The following is a 16726-nucleotide window of genomic DNA, read 5'->3' on the forward strand; positions in this document are numbered from 1 at the left end:
TTTAATCCTCCATGGTTTTCAACAGCAATGCCACCAGCGGCAAACCCAAAACCACCATCAGCAAAGCAGGCAATGCAGCCATTTCAAAGCGTTCGGCGGAAATGTATTCGTAAATATACGTCGAGAGGGTTTGCACGTTAAAGGGGCGCAAAAGCATCGCCGCCGATAATTCCTTCATTGATTCCAAAAACAAAAGCAAGGCGGCGGTAACCAGACTGTTGCGCAACAGCGGCAACCATAAACGCCATGCCGTTTGTTTTTCCGAACAGCCGAGCAAGAAAGCGCTTTGGTCAAGGCTGGGCGGAATGTGCGCAAAACCACTTTCCACCGCCCCCAAGCTCACCGCCGCAAAGCGACATAAAAAGGCATAGACCAAAGCCGCTATGGTGCCGCTCCAAATCAAGCCGACCATGCCGAAGCCAAGCGCTTTGCTGATGGCGTTGATTTTGTGATCGAAGGCAGTAGTTATCATCAACACGCCGATGGCTAATACCGTGCCCGAAACGCCGTAGCCCAAACCGGCAAGGCGAATCAAACCCTTGCCGCGCGCGGTGGCTCGTTGCCATGCTTGCAACACAAATGCCAATGCCGTACCAATCGCCGCTACCGTTAAGGCAAGGCGCAAGGTATAAAAGCCCATATGGGCAAATGCCGCCCAATCGGTATCGCCCACATAACGCCACGCCGCCCACAGCAGCCAAGCGGAAGGAATGCCAAAGCCCAACAGCAAGACCAAACCGCACCATAACACCGCCGCCATTTCGCTCGCCATACCGGCAAAGCGCTTGGCTTCGAGCGGCGCGTGGTTGCGTGCTAAATGATTGCGGCGACGGTAATACTGTTCCCATGCCAGCAACAGCGCCACCGCCAAGAGCATCAGGCTCGATAATTTCGCCGCTGCGGACAAATCGCGGTGCGCCAGCCAAACATCGTAAATCCCTGTCGTCAAATGCCAAACCGAAAAATACGCCACCGTGCCGAAATCCGCCAAGGTTTCCATCGCCACCAAACCGCAAGCCACTGCCAAAGTCGGGCGCAGCAGCGGCAGCAGTACCCGTCTGAATATCTCAAAGCGCTTTGCCCCCAAAAGCTCGGCAGCGTGGATTTGATTGGCAGGTAATTTGGCAAAAGCCTGCACGCACAGCCAGTAAACATAAGGCGCAAAACACAAGGACAAGACAAATACCGCCCCGCCCATGCTGCGAATTTCAAAAAACCAATAATCCTGCGCATTCTTAAAACCAAACACGCGCCGCAAAGCGCTTTGCACCATGCCCGCATAATCCAGCAATTCCGTATAGACAAACGCCGCCAAATAAGCAGGCATCGCCAGTGGCAACAATAACGCCCAGCGGAAAAAACCCCGTCCGCAAAAACGATAACGCGCAATCAGCCACGCACTCGGCACGCCCCAAAGCAAAGACAGCAGCACCACGCCCACAACCAAAATCACGCTGTTGCGCACATAATCCCACAGCACCGTGCGTTGCAAATGCTCAAAAATCGGCGAATCCGCGGTCAAGGCTTGGTAAAACAAAGCCAACAGCGGCAAACAGAGCAAGAGTGCCACCACCCACAGCAGTAACACAGAAAAACCACAGCGCAATTTATTCAATAACATAGCAATCCCAACACGCCCATAAAAAAGCGCTTTGAAAGCAAGAAGCCCTCAAAGCGCTTTTGCGGCTTATATAGTCGATTAAAATTGCAATGATACGGCGTTGGCTCGCCTTGCCGTACTATCTGTACTGTCTGCGGCTCGTCGCCTTGTCTCATTCTTATGTTAATCGACTATCACATTAAGCCTTGATCACATATCAAATTTCACTTCATCAATCAGCTTCAAAGCGCTTTGATAATGTTTGGCAATCTCCAGCACATTTAAATCATCTGCTTTAAAATCACCCCATGAAGCCACCAAATCAGAACGCTTCACACCCGCTTTCACAGGGTATTCATGATTGACTTCCGCGTACATCTCCTGCGCCGCATCACCGCTTAAAAACTCAATCAATTTCAAAGCATCGGCGCGGTTAGGCGCATGTTTGGCAAGCGCCACACCCGAGACATTCACATGCGTACCCGTGCTTTTCTGATTCGGGAAATTAATCTCCACCGCTTTTGCCCACTCTTTTTGCTCAGGGTTTTTCTCATTATTCAGCATCGCGCCGAAATAGTAAGAATTGCCCAGCGAGTAATCGCATTTGCCTTCCATAATCGCCTTGACTTGGTCGCGATCGCCGCCCTGCGGTTTCTGCGCCAAATTCGCCTTCACGCCTTCCAGCCAAGCCTTCGCCGCCGCCTCGCCGTCACGTGCAATCATGGAAGCGACCAAAGACACATTGTATGGGTGTTTGCCCGAACGCACGCAGACCTTGCCTTTCAATTCAGGCTTTGCCAAATCCTGATAAGTAAAGCTTGCCGGCAGTTTGCCTACCCGTTCTTTGGAAGAATAAATCGCGCGCGCACGCGTAGTCAAAGCCGCCCAATGCTCGCCGCGCAAATGCGCCGGAATGTTTGCATTGACCACATCAGAAGTAAAAGGCTGCGTTACCCCTGCGGCGACCAACTCCTCCAAACGGCTGATATCCACCGTCAGCACCACATCTGCCTTGCTTAATTCGCCTTCTTGCTTGAGTCGGTCAGCCAAACCGTCTTTCACATAAACAATATTGACGGGAATGCCCGATTCTTTGGTAAACGCCTCCAACATCGGCTTAATCAAAAACTCCTGACGATACGAATAAATATTCACCTCCGCCCACGACATCGTACTCGCACCCAATGCCACTAAAGCCGTTAATAACTGTTTCTTCATCATACAAACTCCTACTGATTCCAAATAAAAACCTTGAGCCATGCCCAAAGTGCTTTTTGCCTGCCTCTAAATGATTTTTCTTATATTGTATCCATAATAGGAGGCAAAAATCCATTTAGATAGTAATGAAAAACTTTTTAAAAATAAAAACAGTCGCTTCAAACAAGTGCTTCAAGCGATGCCGATTAACATTCATGTCATGGCAAAACGCTAAACTATCGCCAAAGCCTGCTTTGCGGTAAACTTCGCACTTTTAGCTCAGCGCTAGCCCTATGCCCTTTTTATCCATTGAATTTGCCGTTTTTTTTCTGCTGTTCTTTCCGCTGTACTGGCTGTTTGGCGCATCGCCGCGCGTGCAGAATTGGCTTCTGCTCCTTGCTAGCATGGGCTGGCTGTATTATCTCAATCCCTTATTTGCGGCGGCGGTTGCCGGCGCGGGCTTGTTGAATGTGGTAGTGGCGCAGCAGATTGTGCATAGCATCGACGCGCGTCATGCTAAGACTTGGCTAATCATCGGCATCAGCTTGGCGGTACTAAATTTGGCGGTATTCAAATATTATGATTTTTTCCGTGCCCAATTGCCACATGACCGGCAAAGCGCTTGGCCGGATTTGCTGCTGCCTTTGGGCATTTCCTATTACACCTTCCAATCCATCGCCTATTTAAGCGCCTTATACCGCTACAAACCCGTCAAACTGGCTTGGTATGAACTATTACTGCATTTGAGCTTTTTCGCCACCATCACTTCAGGCCCGATTTTCCGCGCCGAACGCATGAAAACCATCGACGGCGAACACGAAGGAGCCGCCGCACAAATCCAAAACTCCAATCCAAGACAAATCATCCGCCCCGCACTGGCAATCACGCTGATTTTATTAGGCATTATTAAAAAATGGTGCTTTGCCGGCACCATCGGTGACGGCTGGGTCGATCCCGTATTTAACAACCCCCTGCAATATGACACCTTTACCCTCCTAACCGCCATTTACGGCTACACCGCCCAGCTCTTTTTCGACTTTTCCGGCTATACCGATTTAGCCATCGGCTTGGCAATGCTGCTCGGCTTCCAACTGCCGCCGAATTTCCGCATGCCGCTGATTGCGCACAATATCCGCGACTTTTGGAACCGCTGGCACATCTCGCTCTCCACATGGATTCGCGATTATATCTACATCCCGCTAGGCGGCAATCGAAAAGGCTTTCTGCGCACGCAAATTCATTTGCTGTTGGCGATGCTGCTCTCCGGCATTTGGCACGGACACAGTTGGAATTTCGCCCTCTGGGGCTTATTGCACGGACTGGCATTGGTGCTGCTCAATTGCGGCGACCGCCTGTGCGGCAAACGCGACGCCCTTGCCGCGCGTGAATGGACGCGCTATATCGGCATCTTCTTTACCCTGAATTTCGTCTGTTTTACTTTCGTGATATTCCGTGCGCAGGATTTAAGCCAAGCGGCATTGATATTCCAAGCACTTATCGGCAATCTACAATTCAGTCTGCCGGTATTTTCCACCGCCTTACTCTTCGCCGCCATGCTCGCCGCGCTGATTGCCTATCAGGAAATTCTGCGCGGCATCAATCGTTTTGTGCGTCTGCTCGAGCGCTTGCCGGTATGGCTATGGGCATTACCGATTAGCGCGGTATTTTTCTTGATTATGATTTTTGCACCTTCCGGCATTCCGGGATTTATCTATGCCAACTTCTAATACCCGCCTATCTGTTTTTATCGCGCTTTCTTTAAGTGCTTTGTTCTGCATTTGGTTTAGTCAGCAGTCGATTAATCGTTATTGGCAACAGACCTATCACCGTCCTAGTCCTTTAGCTTCCTTAGATTACTTTGCTTTGTGGAGGGCAGGGGCAAATCTACAAAATACCGCCAATACCTTGGCACAAGGACTGCGCAGTCAAATTCAAGCGATAGACCAACGCATCGCCGCGCAACAGAGCCCGCCTACCACCGGGCCAAATGTTGCGCTGCTACAAGAAGATTTCACGCTCAGCGAAGCGGAACTGCGGGAAGCCACAGAAGCCCTTGCAGAACAGATTGAAGAAACGAGCATTACCGACACACAAACAGAACACAGCCATCCTGCAGACGACAGCAAAGCCGCCGCTGAAAACCTCGTGCAAACGACCGCGGAAAACGATAATGCCGCCGCGCCAAGCGAAGACGCAGCACTGATGGCAAACACAGAAACCCCGCCGAGCAATGACAGCGGCGACAGTAAAGCCGCCGTTGAAGATCCTGTGCAAACAAAGGCGGAAAATGATAAAACCTTTGCACCAAGCGAAGACGCACCGCTAATGGCAAACACGGAAACGTCGCCGACAAACGACAGTGGCGAAACCAAAGTTGCCGTTGAAAACTCCGCACAAACAAAGATAGAAAACAATAATGCCACCGCGCCAAGCGAAGACGCAGCACTGATGGCAAACACAGAAACCCCGCCGAGCAATGACAGCGGCGACAGTAAAGCCGCCGTTGAAGATCCTGTGCAAACAAAGGCGGAAAACGATAAAACTGCCACGCCAAGCGAAGACGCACCGCTAATGGCAAACACGGAAACGTCGCCGACAAACGACAGTGGCGAAACCAAAGCCGCCGTTGAAAACTCCGCACAAATAAAGATAGAAAACAATAATGCCACCGCAGCAAGCGAAGACGCAGCACTGATGGCAAATACAGAAACCCCGCCGAGCAATGACAGCGGCGAAACCAAAGCCACCGTACAAACGGCCGCGGCAAATGACAGCACAAACACACAAACCGAAGCGGCTCCGCAAAACAAAGCCCTGCTTGAGCAAATTCCCTTGCAGGCGGGCGACAAAGTCTTATTAATCGGTGACTCGCTGATGCAGGGCGTGGCGCCCTTCGTGCAACAAACCCTGCAGCGCCAATACAATATCAACAGCATTAATTTAAGCAAACAAAGCACGGGTTTATCTTATCCCGATTTCTTCAATTGGCCGGCGGAAGTGGAAAAAACCTTGGCGGCGGATAAAAGTATCAAAGCCGTGGTCGTCTTTTTAGGTCCGAATGACCCTTGGGATTTCCCCGATCCCGAGCAGGGCAGCAAAGCACCCTATCTCAAATTTAAAAGCAAAGCATGGGAGGCGGTCTATCGCGCCCGCATAAGTCGTATTGTCGAAAGCGCGCAAAAACATGATGCCGGCGTGATTTGGTTGGGGCTTCCTTTTATGAAGCCGGAAAAGCTCAACGAACAAATGCTTTATCTTGACGGCATTATGCGCAGCGAAATGCGCGACAAGGGCATTTTTGTGCCGACCAAATACATCCTGACAGGCGGTGCGCCCACCTATGTCGATACCATCATGCTGGAAGGCAAAAGCGTGCGCGTACGCAGCAAAGACGGCATTCATTTCACACCGACGGGGCAGCGGCAAATCGCGATTGCCATTATGCGCCGTCTACACATGCAAACAGAAAATTAAAAAGCTAAGGAAAATAGATATGAACGGAATCAAAAATCATTATGTACAATATTTTAGGCGGCGATGTCTGCCGGGAATAAAAATAATGATTTTATTAGCCTGCTTCGGCAATATCGCCGCAGCACAAAATCTACCCGATGGATTGATTAATTACGGCAGCAATCAGCAGATATGGCTGCAAAAATGGCGCGGACTCGCCAAAGGCGAAAATCACAAATTCCGTATTATTCAGTTGGGTGATTCGCATACTGCCGGCGATTATTTTAGCGATTTTCTTCGCCAATCCCTGCAAGCCAAATTTGGCGACGGCGGCATCGGTTGGATTTATCCGAATCATGTCAAAGGGCAGCGCAGTGCCGTCATGAGCTATGAGCATCAAGGCTGGCAGATATTGACGAGCCGCCGCGACGATGCCGATTTTCCGCTCGGCGGCGTCGTGACCTTGTCGCAAGGGAAGCAATCGCTTCATCTGATACCGCGTAAAGCACAGGGGGCTTCCGCGATTATCCTTACCCTCTTGCCACCGCGACAAGGCTCAAGCCTGCTGGTACGCGACGCCGCAGGACAGCGATTCAGGCTCTTAGAAGAAAAGGGCACGGCGAAACAATGGTTCCATACCTATTTGAAAGCCACGCCGCCGCTGAGTTTTCAGTCCGCCGACGGCGCTCAATGGGCTTTAGGCGCCATCAACATTGAAAACGAGCACAAAGGCGTCGTCTATAGCGCGATGGGCATCAATGGTGCACAATTCAGCGAAGTCAACAAATGGCGTATGGGCTGGTTGCAAGACCTCAAACGCAGTCGCGCCGATTTGGTCATTCTTGCTTACGGCACAAATGAAGCCTTCAATACGCCTTTTAAACCCGAAAGCGTGCAGCAATTATGGGCGCAAACGCTTAATAATATTCATCAAGCCTTGCCGCAGGCGGGCATACTCATCATCGGAGCGCCGGAATCCTTAAAAGGCACGGGCGGCACATGCGGTACACGTGCGCCCTCATTGGATGCCATTCAAAATATTCAATGGTACAGCGCGCAACAGCATAAAACCCTATATTGGTCATGGCAAAATGTCATGGGTGGCGAATGCGGCATGAAAACATGGATAAGGCGTAAATTGGCGCGCAATGACGGCGTGCATTTCACCCAAGCGGGCTATGAAGCCGCAGCACTACATTTAAGCAATGCTTTGATTGCTTTAGCCTATTCGCGTTAAGTAGAAATGTGTTTTAGAAAAGATTCCTCTATGGTATAGATAATAAATGAAAAAGTTCGAACAGCTTTGTGCACAATGGCGGCTTTTAGAAAGTTATGGCGATATCCAGCATGAAACAGTAAAAGCCTTAGATGCCGCGCAAGATGCGGAAGATGAAAAATTGATGGCGCAAATTTGTCGTCATGTCATTGGAGAAGAAGCGCCCAACCATCTTTATTCTCCCGATTTTCAAATCGCCTGCCTACATTGGCTGACGGAAGACTGCATCGAGCGCCTCAATCTGCGTAAAACGGAAAAAGCAAAAAAGAAAGTCTGCCAGGAACTCTCTCATTGCTTATGGGCATATAAATGGTTTATCGCCGATTTGCCGCTTATGCCCGATATGTCCAAAGAACGCATCGAATTTTATAATGAAGTCATGCGTGAATATTATGAGCGCGGCGAACTGGGGACAGCCATGCTGCATAAATGCCTCATGCTCCAAGCCATGAATATGGGCGATATCGAGCGCGCAAAAATACATCATCAAGCATGGCATCAATCTGAAAAAGATGATTTTTCAGATTGCGAAACCTGCGAATTAAACGATGAAATCCATTACCGACACTTTATCGGGCAATATAAACAAACCGTGCAATTAGCGCAGCCCATTCTTGACGGCAGTATGAGCTGCGGCGAAGTACCGCACAATACTTACTACCCTATTATCGATAGCCTGATTGAAAGCGATCAATGGACAGAAGCGGCGGCACAGATGCACAAAGCGGTGCAACTCATTGAATCTGCCGGCGAAGACTTCATTCATTTGCTGCCCAGATTGATTCAATTGCAAATCAAATTAGGACAATATGATACGGCACAGAGCTTATCTGAAAAATATCATGAAGCCATCGGACGGCGCAGCCAAAATCATCCAATCATCACCTTGCATTATCTTTCGGCAATGGCATATTTTAAGGAAAATATTTTCGTTTCCGCAAAGGAATTGGCGCAAGATTTGTCACAAATGTATGACAAACGCAATGGCAATGCCTATTACAGCAAGCGTCTGCAGCAGCTATTAAATGCACAGCAAATGACCTTGCAATGAGGAAATTTCAGTATTTTTGATGAAATAAGTTAAGAAAGTTAAGGATTACACTCTTTTGCACGGTTTTTGTCAGATATTATTCTTTTAGAAACAGTGTTGATTATTTTAATACGTTGTTTTTTAGATATTAAAATACTGTGTCCTACAACTAACAAAAAGTTTTCTTGCCGTTTATCTTTTGTTAAGATATAAAGGTTCCAAAAGTTTACGCGGTTGCTCTAAGTAACCGCCATTTATTTGGGCAAATTATATTATATTTCTATATTATCAGGAGTAGTTATGGCAAAGCCAACTCAAGAGATCAAGAAGACCTCGCCGCTTAAAAAATATTTAGGATTGGTTGTAGCGATTGCATTGTTAGTTGTTATTTTTATTGGAATTACCTTGTATGAGTTACGGGTGGCAAGCCATAAACAAACAGAAAACGATCGTATTCAGGTTCTTCAAACTCTTGGTCAGTATAGCCGGGAAATCATTCGGGATATTTTTGATGCGAATGCAAGTTATGGGGAAGACACCAACAGTCCGCACATGAGAGCAGTACTTAATCGTCTGCAACAAAACACCCAAGAATTTCCAAAAATCTTACAAACATTAGAAAACGGAGGGACTTATATCAGCCCCAATGGTGTGACGTACCATGTTTCTAATGACAACGTGCAAAGTATTTCAAATAATTTGCATGCCTTAAAGCAGAATTGGGAGCCTTTGGCAGCTAATATCAAAGCCTATCTGGCTGTTGCTGATGACATTATGGTGGACAGCCAGGATGAGTTAGAGTCTGCGATGACGCAAGCAAAAGTTTCTAACCTCAATTTGATTACCGAAACAGATGACGCCATTTCAACCATTCAAGGGCATATTGCAGAAGAAGAAATTCTAGAGCAAAGAATTCTTTATGGCGCTATTGGATTCGGTATTGTGTACTTCATCTTCATGATTTTCGTATTCGTACGTAATTTGCTTAAAGCGGATGAGCAGGCGGCTGTTGCACGTCGTGAAGTAGATGAAATCATGTCGTCAGTGCAAGAGGGTTTGTTCTTGGTTGATGATAACTTAGTTATCGGTTCGCAGCACTCGCAAGCCTTGAATGCAATTTTGCCAAGTATGGATGTTGCCGATCAGCCCTTCGAGGAAGTATTGGACAAAATTCTCAGCAAATCCGATATTGAAAATACTAAGAGTTATATTAACCAGTTGTTTAAACCGCGCGTTAAAGAATCCTTAGTAAAATCGCTTAACCCTTTGAACCGTGTACAAGTCTTTATTGATGATAAAAAAGGCGGTTTATCTGATAAATATCTGCGTTTTGATTTCACGCGGGTATATGAAGATAAAGAAATCAAGCAAATTCTGGTTTCTGTTGCAGATATCACGCAAGAAGTGGAACTTGAGCAACGCTTGGAAAAAGAACGTGAGCAAAATAACCGCCAAGTAGAAATGTTGGTGAAAGTATTGCGCGTAGAGCCTTCTATTTTGGCAGGCTATTTGCGTCGCGGAAATCAAGTGGCGGAAAAAATCAACAACATCTTGCGTCAGCAAAATAATCGCGTAGGTTTGCGTGAAAAAATCAATGAAATTTTCCGTGAAATCCATTCATTCAAAGGCGAGTCTTCCGCTTTGGAATTCGACCGCTTCGTTTCTATTGCAGAAGAAATGGAAGGCAAGTTGAAAGAATTGCGTGAGCAAAGAGATTTGGTCGGTGATGACTTCCTTTCTATTGCGGTCTATTTGGATGCCTTAATGGATCAATTGGAAATCACCAAAAATCTGCATGAGCGTTTGCAAGTACATGCGCATCAGCCTTCTGCTTCAGAAAAATCTGCACATAATGTGGAAGAAGGGCTTAAATCCGCTATGCATGATGTTGTTGCCCAAGTCAATCACGGCGATGTGGATCAATATTTGGCGCACTATATTGAGCAGGCGGCAGAAAGAAATTACAAATTAGTTGAACATCATGTAGAAGGCTTTAATAAAGCACCTTTTGATGAAATTCGTATGGATTTGATTAAGTCTATTGCCGTGCAATTAGTACGTAACGCCATTGTGCATGGTATTGAAACGCCTGAGGCACGTAAGGCAAAAGGCAAAGAGCGACAAGGCAATATCGGCGTCAGTCTGATTCATCGCGACGGATTCTATGATTTGATTGTGGAAGATGACGGCAAAGGCATTGATGCGGAAGCTATTCGTGAGAAATTGCGTCAAATCCCCGATTTTAATAAAAATCCTGACGAAATGAGCGAAGATGAATTATATCGTGCGATTTTCATTACCGGTTTGTCAACCGCTCAAACATCCACGGAAGATGCCGGTCGAGGCGTGGGAATGGATGTGGTCTTAGACCGCGTCAGAAGCTTAGGTGCAAAAATTGCGATTCGCTCTAAGCCTAATCAATTTACGCGCTTTACTATCCGCTTAAGCGCTTAAGGAGTTTTTAATGTATAAAATGCTTATCGTTGATGATTCAATGATTATTCGGAATAAGATTGCACGTTTGCCTAGCAATGCATCTTATAAAATTGTAGGAAAAGCAAAAAATGGCATGGAGGCGGTCGATTTGTTTCGAACGTTCAAACCCGATATCGTTACGATGGATTTAACCATGCCGGAAATGGACGGTTTAGAATGTATTCAGGAATTGATTAAGATTGATCCTGAAGTACAAATATTGGTTATTTCTGCTTTATCGGATAAGGCGACAGGTATTAAAGCCCTAGAATTAGGAGCAAACGGCTTTTTAACCAAACCGTTTTCAGATGACGAATTATTAAAAACTTTAAATGAATTAATGGAGTAAGTAGATGATTAAAGAAGATAGTATGCAGGTATTCATTGACGGCGTTAATCGTTTTTTCAATGAAGTAAATAATATCAATGCGGAAGTGGGAACGCCTTATCTGGTTGAAAACAATACGCCTAAGGCTCTGGATTATACGGGTATTATCGGTATTTCAGGTTATTATAAAGGTTGTGTATATTTTACCGCTCCTAAAGTTCTGCTTAAGCATGTCTTGATGTCTATCGGCGAGTCTGAAGTCAGTGAAGCCAGTATGTTGGATTTAGTCGGCGAAATTGCCAATACGATTTCAGGTAATGCACGCAGCCAGTATGGCGAAACTTTTATGATTTCCGTGCCAATGGTTATTCAAGGCATTCCGGGAGAAATTTATTTGCCGAAAGATGCGCGTTCTTATGTGATTCCGATTGTTTGGAATAAATATAGCGCAGCAATTGTAATTTGTTTGCAAGAAAATTAATTACAAAGGCGAAGCTTGAAATGAAAAAAATGCTTTTTTAGCCCTTGCCTTAACAGCTTCCTTATCTGTTTATGCGCAAACTTACAAGGTAGGATTGTTTAATAACAATCCTACCTTTACTATGTACAATAATGCCGGCAATTTTGTCGGCATTGATATCGATATCTTACAAAGCAATCGCGCAAGATCAGGGATTCGAAGTAGAGTTTTTCAGCCATGATTTTCCGGTATCTTTGATAATTTAGAAGGGAATCTGTCCTTCATAAACAAAATCAAGAACTACTGACCAAGGTATAGTCAAAGAATTGAAAAAGTATTACGGCGTTGGCTCGCCTTGCCGTACGCTCTTGTACTGTCTGCGGCTCGCCGCCTTGTGCTACTTTTCACTTCTCCGACTATAAATACAGGATTAAAGAATATTCGTGCAAGCGGTCAATATGACCAAATTGTAGAAAAATGGCGCGGCGGCGGTAATTAATTTTACTGCTTAGAATCTAAACCTCCTGAATTTTTCAATTCAGGAGGTTTTTTATTATCCTAGCTTTATTAGAGCGCATTTGAATACTTTTTGTAGTTGTGCTTAAGGAATTCAGCATGTGCTGCGAATGTTTGTCTTGTCATATACGCTGTGCTAACCACAATTCGCTGTTTTATGTATTTTCCTATATAAGTATGTGGTTTAAAATAAAAAACGGATGATTTACAAATTACTGAAGAGAATGCCGATGGATAGTAATAAGCTGATGCCAAGGCATAATCCTACAATGCTTTTGAGTTCGACGGCGATAAGACGCGGCGTCTGCGTCTGAAGAACGCGTTTGCCGTGTTGGCGCAGGGCTGGAAATAAGAGGAGCCAGAGGGCGGATTTCCAGTCTGTGCATAGGCTGAAAATCAGCAGCAAGAGACAGGCGCCGATAAGCAGCAGAGCGTGGAATTGTTTGGCGCGGTAAAAGCCGAGCCGCACGGCGAGGGTGAATTTTCCCGCTTGTTTGTCGCTGTCTATGTCGCGCAGATTGTTGACGTTGAGAACGGCGGCACAGAGGAGTCCGATGGCGGCGGCGGGTAGAAGTTGGATGAGGCGTATGTGTTCTTGTTGCAGGGCATAGCTGCCTAATACGCCGATGATGCCGAAAAAGAGAAAGACGGCAGCTTCGCCCAGCCCGGCATAACCATAGGCATAGCGTCCGACGGTGTAGAAGATGGCGGCGGCGATGCTGAGTGCGCCTAGGGCGGTAAAGAGTAAGATTTGTCCCTGTCCTTTGACGCTGATGCTGATGAGGTAGCCGCCGAGCGCGATACTGAGTAAGACGAGAGCGACGATGTAAAGTCGCATGCTGCTTAGACTGACGGCGCCGCTGCCGGTCAGGCGTGTGGGGCTGCTGCTGTCGCGGTAGTTGTCGGTGCCGCGGATGCCGTCGCCGTAATCATTGGCAACATTGGACAGCATTTGCAGGCTGAGCGCGGTTAAGAGACTGAAGATAAAGATATTTGCCTGCCAGTCGCCTTGAGCATAAGCCAGCGCATTGCCTAGGCAGATGACGGCGATAGCAAGCGGTAGTGTGCGGGGGCGCAGCAGCGCGATGAGGGTGTGCATCATGATTGCGTCTATTTTTTTACTTTCAATAATGATGACATTTTAACAGTATTAGCATTCTTTGCGGAATTTTTAGATTAAGCCGATGGGAATTTAAGTATAGTTTAGGGTTTTTTCTCTACTATAGCCTGTGGATGAAGCACTTTATATAGGAAGAAGATGATGAGTGATTTTGCCGAATTGATGTCTGAGGTTTTGCAGCCTTTTAAGGCGGTGCGTTTGATGGGAGATGCCGCTGTGGTGTCTTTGCCGCAATCAGGAAGCCGTTCTTTGGCAGAAATTATGGCGGATAAAGACTTGTATGCGCGCAAGATGGCGGCTTTGGCGGCAAAATTATCTGTGGATAAACCGCTTGTGGCGGCGCTATTGTGGCAAAAGCAGTTTGTACGCGGTTTTCTGGGACAGTGGCTGGCGAATGCTTTGTTCGGCAATGCGGTGGCGCCGAATTCGCGCGATTTGTATCTGGACGGCGAAAATTTGAAGGGTTTGCAGTGGCAGAGGGGCGAGGTTTTGACTGTAGCGGAGACGGCGGAAGTATTGGCGGAATTGGCGCGGGAGATTGCCGAGAGTTTTTCCGCATTCGGCGTACATACTACGGATTCTTGGGGCAATATCGCTTTGGCAGTTGCCGATCCTTGGATGAAAGCGCGGCAATATGTGTCGGATGTCGAGGGACTGATGATGAGTCATGCGCGCTTTGTGCGCCATTTGCCGATGCCTTTGCAGACGGCGATGTTGCTTTTACCGTATGAGCGGGCGGACGGTGTTTCGGCGGTGCATTTTCGCCGTCGCCGCAGTTGCTGTTTGAAATACGAGGTGCCGAACAAAAGTTATTGCAGCACCTGCAGCAAAGTGCCGCTAAAAGTGCAGCTGCGTCATTTAAGCGAGGATTAATGGCAGAGTCGATTGCCCGCACCCATGAACATATCGCGCATTTGAATGGCTTCGGGCAGGGCGATGCTGCTGAGTTGATTACGCGGCAGTTGCAGGCTGAAAAGCTGTTGCTGTCCGCCGATGAGTACGGTTTTGCTGTCGGCGCTGACGAATAAGCCTTGTCCTTTTTCCGCCAGCGATAAGCGGGCAAGGGTTTGCAAACTGCCGCTGTCAATCAGCACCAGACTGTCGGCATTACGCACGATAAGGCGGGTTTCTAAAAAACCGAGCGCGATGTCTTGGGCGTTTTCGAGACTATCGAAGCGGCGCGGCGCGGCATTGAGGTCTTTGGTAGAAAATTGCAGCCCTTTGCCTTTAGTGTCGACAAAATAAATGAATTCGTTGCGATTATCGATGAGCGGACGCAAGCTGGGTGCAGCAAGCGGTTCGCTGCGCAAGATTTCTTGATTTTCTAATGACCAAATCACGGCAAATCCTTGTCCTGCGGCATTTTGTGCTTGAAAGGCGAGGAAACGGTTGTCCGGAGACAGGGCGGCAGGGCTGATATGGGCATAGGGTAGGGCGATGCGCTCGAGATTGTGCTCATACAGTACAATCGCCGGCGGTTGTTCAACTGCCAGCCAGCGCGATTGTAAATCCGCATAATGCAGAGAAATGCTTCGGCTGTCGAGTTCGATGCTGCTAAGCGGTTTAAGCTCGGGAAGGCTGTAGAGCAAAAAAGACTTGCCCGCGCGCAGGGCGAGTTTATCGTGAGCGCCGGCAAGCGCGTCAATGTTTTCCGACAGGCGAATATGTTTGCGGCTGCCGTCGCGCAAATTTTGGACGAATAATTCCTGTTGATTGCCTATCGCCAAACTGGCGCTATGCGCGGCAATGCTGCTGTGTCGGGCAATGCTCGGCAAGGCAAGGCGTCCGAAATAACGTTTCTCGCGCATATCCACCACTAAGGCGGCTGCGGCGTCGCTTTCGGTTAAAAAGGCGTAGCGACTGGGGTCGGCAAGGTCGGTATTGCTCGGCAAAAACAATACGGGCTGGCGTTGCGCGTAAAAATATCCTGCCAGCGCAAGCAGCAGGCAGAGCAGGGAAAAGAATAATGAGCGGTATTTTTGAAACATAATAACAGCGGTTAAATGAAAAAAGATTGTAGCGCAAATGCGCAGGCTTTATTTTTCGGCTTGTTTTTGTTCAATCTTTTGTCTTTAGGGCTTGCTTATACCGGCAAAACTGCGTAAAATTCGCGCCCTTGCCGGTTTGACCGGCATTTCCTTGCCGCATCCGCGGCTGTTTTTCATCCATAAGGAAGACTAATGAGACATTATGAAATCGTGTTTTTGGTACACCCCGACCAAAGCGAGCAAGTAGGCGGAATGGTGGAGCGTTATCGCTCGCAAATCGAAGCAAACGGCGGCAAAGTGCACCGTTTTGAAGATTGGGGTCGCCGCATGTTGGCTTATCCGATTCAAAAATTGGTTAAAGCGCACTATATTCTAATGAATATCGAATGCGACGCTTCCACTTTAGCTGAATTGGAAAGCAATTTCCGTTTTAATGATGCCGTTTTGCGTCATTTGACTATCCGCCGTGATGAAGCGATTACCGAAGCTTCTGCTATGGCACAAGAAGCTAAAAAATAAGGAGTTATCATGGCACGTCGTAAAAGAATTTGTCGTTTCACCGCTGAAGGCGTGAAAGAAATCGATTATAAAGATTTGGAAACATTAAAAGGCTATATTACCGAAACCGCTAAATTGGTTCCTGCCCGCGTAACTGGTACTAATGCCTTTTATCAACGTCAATTAGCCACTGCTGTCAAGCGTGCGCGTTTCTTGGCTTTATTACCTTATAGCGATCAACACTAAGGAGAATTCGCATGGAAATTATCTTGTTAGACCGTGTGAACGGCTTAGGCGATTTGGGCGATAAAGTGGAAGTGAAATCAGGCTATGCACGTAATTTTCTGATTCCGAAAGGCAAAGCGACCGAAGCAAGTAAAACGAAAATTGCAGAGTTTGAAGCGCGTCGTGCAGAGTTGGAAAAACAACAGGCAGAGCGTTTGGCGGCTTCCGAGCGCCGTGCGGAGCAATTAAATGGCAAAGTATTGACCATTTTTGCGAAGTCGGGCAATGAGGGTAAATTATTCGGTTCGGTCGGTACGCAACATATTGCCGCTGCTGCCGAACAACAAGGTTTGGAATTATCCCGTCCTGAAATTTTAATGCCGCACGGTGCTATCCGTGAATTGGGCGAATATCCCATCGATTTGAAATTATACGGCGATATTCAATCACAAGTCTTAGTGCGCGTTGTTGAAGCAGAATAAGCAGGTACCGCATATCGCTCAGCGAAGCCCCGTGTTTACGGGGCTTTTTTATCGCTTGGCCGCGGTGTATGATAATTA

The 16726-nt window shown here is 47.3% G+C and carries 15 protein-coding genes and 1 pseudogene; 11 read left to right on the plus strand and 5 right to left on the minus strand.

The annotated features are described in order from the left end of the window. Position 1: 1 nt before the first annotated feature. Entirely contained in the window at positions 2-1621 is a 1620-nt protein-coding gene (locus tag DYC63_RS04615; protein WP_115218171.1) for an ABC transporter permease, read from the minus strand. A 189-nt stretch (positions 1622-1810) separates the two neighbouring features. Continuing rightward, positions 1811-2818 carry an extracellular solute-binding protein gene (locus DYC63_RS04620; protein WP_115219468.1) on the minus strand — a complete coding sequence of 336 codons (1008 nt, stop codon included), beginning with the start codon at positions 2816-2818 and terminating at the stop codon, positions 1811-1813. Between the two features lie 272 nt (positions 2819-3090). Here DYC63_RS04620 and DYC63_RS04625 point away from each other — a divergent pair, with 272 nt between their 5' ends. The 7 genes from DYC63_RS04625 (at position 3091) to DYC63_RS04655 (ending at position 11840) form a co-directional block, all read left to right on the plus strand. Continuing rightward, positions 3091-4524 (plus strand): MBOAT family O-acyltransferase, encoded by a 1434-nt coding sequence (locus tag DYC63_RS04625; RefSeq protein ID WP_115218172.1) that lies wholly within the window; start codon positions 3091-3093, stop codon positions 4522-4524. Beyond that, entirely contained in the window at positions 4511-6271 is a 1761-nt protein-coding gene (locus DYC63_RS04630; RefSeq protein WP_115218173.1) for a DUF459 domain-containing protein, read from the plus strand. The genes DYC63_RS04625 and DYC63_RS04630 overlap by 14 nt, the downstream gene beginning before the upstream one ends. 85 nt (positions 6272-6356) lie before the next feature. After that, positions 6357-7487 (plus strand): GDSL-type esterase/lipase family protein, encoded by a 1131-nt coding sequence (locus DYC63_RS04635; protein WP_172459419.1) that lies wholly within the window; start codon positions 6357-6359, stop codon positions 7485-7487. 46 nt (positions 7488-7533) lie between these two features. Beyond that, on the plus strand, positions 7534-8577 hold the full coding sequence (locus DYC63_RS04640) for a hypothetical protein (RefSeq protein WP_115218175.1): 1044 nt from the start codon (positions 7534-7536) through the stop codon (positions 8575-8577). A 237-nt stretch (positions 8578-8814) separates the two neighbouring features. Beyond that, complete coding sequence (locus tag DYC63_RS04645; RefSeq protein WP_147284925.1) at positions 8815-11010, plus strand: ATP-binding protein; 2196 nt, start codon at positions 8815-8817, stop codon at positions 11008-11010. A gap of 10 nt (positions 11011-11020) precedes the next feature. Then, positions 11021-11380 carry a response regulator gene (locus tag DYC63_RS04650; RefSeq protein WP_115218177.1) on the plus strand — a complete coding sequence of 120 codons (360 nt, stop codon included), beginning with the start codon at positions 11021-11023 and terminating at the stop codon, positions 11378-11380. A gap of 7 nt (positions 11381-11387) precedes the next feature. Next, positions 11388-11840: a chemotaxis protein CheX gene (locus DYC63_RS04655; RefSeq protein WP_115219469.1), complete on the plus strand. Its 453-nt coding sequence runs from the start codon at positions 11388-11390 to the stop codon at positions 11838-11840. 287 nt (positions 11841-12127) lie between these two features. On the opposite strand, the pseudogene DYC63_RS13715 reads toward DYC63_RS04655, so the two are convergent. After that, positions 12128-12243 (minus strand): annotated as a pseudogene (locus tag DYC63_RS13715) (IS30 family transposase); the annotation flags it as partial. Between the two features lie 297 nt (positions 12244-12540). Next, positions 12541-13437 carry a 1,4-dihydroxy-2-naphthoate octaprenyltransferase gene (gene menA, locus DYC63_RS04660; RefSeq protein WP_245888030.1) on the minus strand — a complete coding sequence of 299 codons (897 nt, stop codon included), beginning with the start codon at positions 13435-13437 and terminating at the stop codon, positions 12541-12543. 159 nt (positions 13438-13596) lie between these two features. On the opposite strand from menA, the gene DYC63_RS04665 reads away from it, so the two are divergent. Beyond that, positions 13597-14328 carry a (2Fe-2S)-binding protein gene (locus DYC63_RS04665; protein ID WP_218564548.1) on the plus strand — a complete coding sequence of 244 codons (732 nt, stop codon included), beginning with the start codon at positions 13597-13599 and terminating at the stop codon, positions 14326-14328. Here DYC63_RS04665 and DYC63_RS04670 read toward each other — a convergent pair. Beyond that, positions 14325-15443 (minus strand): hypothetical protein, encoded by a 1119-nt coding sequence (locus DYC63_RS04670; RefSeq protein ID WP_115218180.1) that lies wholly within the window; start codon positions 15441-15443, stop codon positions 14325-14327. The two genes, DYC63_RS04665 and DYC63_RS04670, sit on opposite strands and share 4 nt — an antisense overlap. 192 nt (positions 15444-15635) lie before the next feature. Between DYC63_RS04670 and rpsF the strand changes: the two genes are divergently transcribed. The 3 genes from rpsF to rplI are packed head-to-tail and all read left to right on the plus strand — an operon-like array spanning position 15636 to position 16648. Continuing rightward, positions 15636-15962: a 30S ribosomal protein S6 gene (gene rpsF, locus DYC63_RS04675; protein WP_115218181.1), complete on the plus strand. Its 327-nt coding sequence runs from the start codon at positions 15636-15638 to the stop codon at positions 15960-15962. A 9-nt stretch (positions 15963-15971) separates the two neighbouring features. Next, positions 15972-16187 carry a 30S ribosomal protein S18 gene (rpsR, locus tag DYC63_RS04680; protein WP_115218182.1) on the plus strand — a complete coding sequence of 72 codons (216 nt, stop codon included), beginning with the start codon at positions 15972-15974 and terminating at the stop codon, positions 16185-16187. Between the two features lie 11 nt (positions 16188-16198). Continuing rightward, the gene (gene rplI, locus DYC63_RS04685; protein WP_115218183.1) at positions 16199-16648 is read left to right on the plus strand and encodes a 50S ribosomal protein L9; all 450 of its coding nucleotides are present in this window, start codon (positions 16199-16201) and stop codon (positions 16646-16648) included. The last annotated feature ends 78 nt before the right edge of the window (positions 16649-16726 follow it).

The organism is Suttonella indologenes (assembly GCF_900460215.1).
Lineage (GTDB): Bacteria > Pseudomonadota > Gammaproteobacteria > Cardiobacteriales > Cardiobacteriaceae > Suttonella > Suttonella indologenes.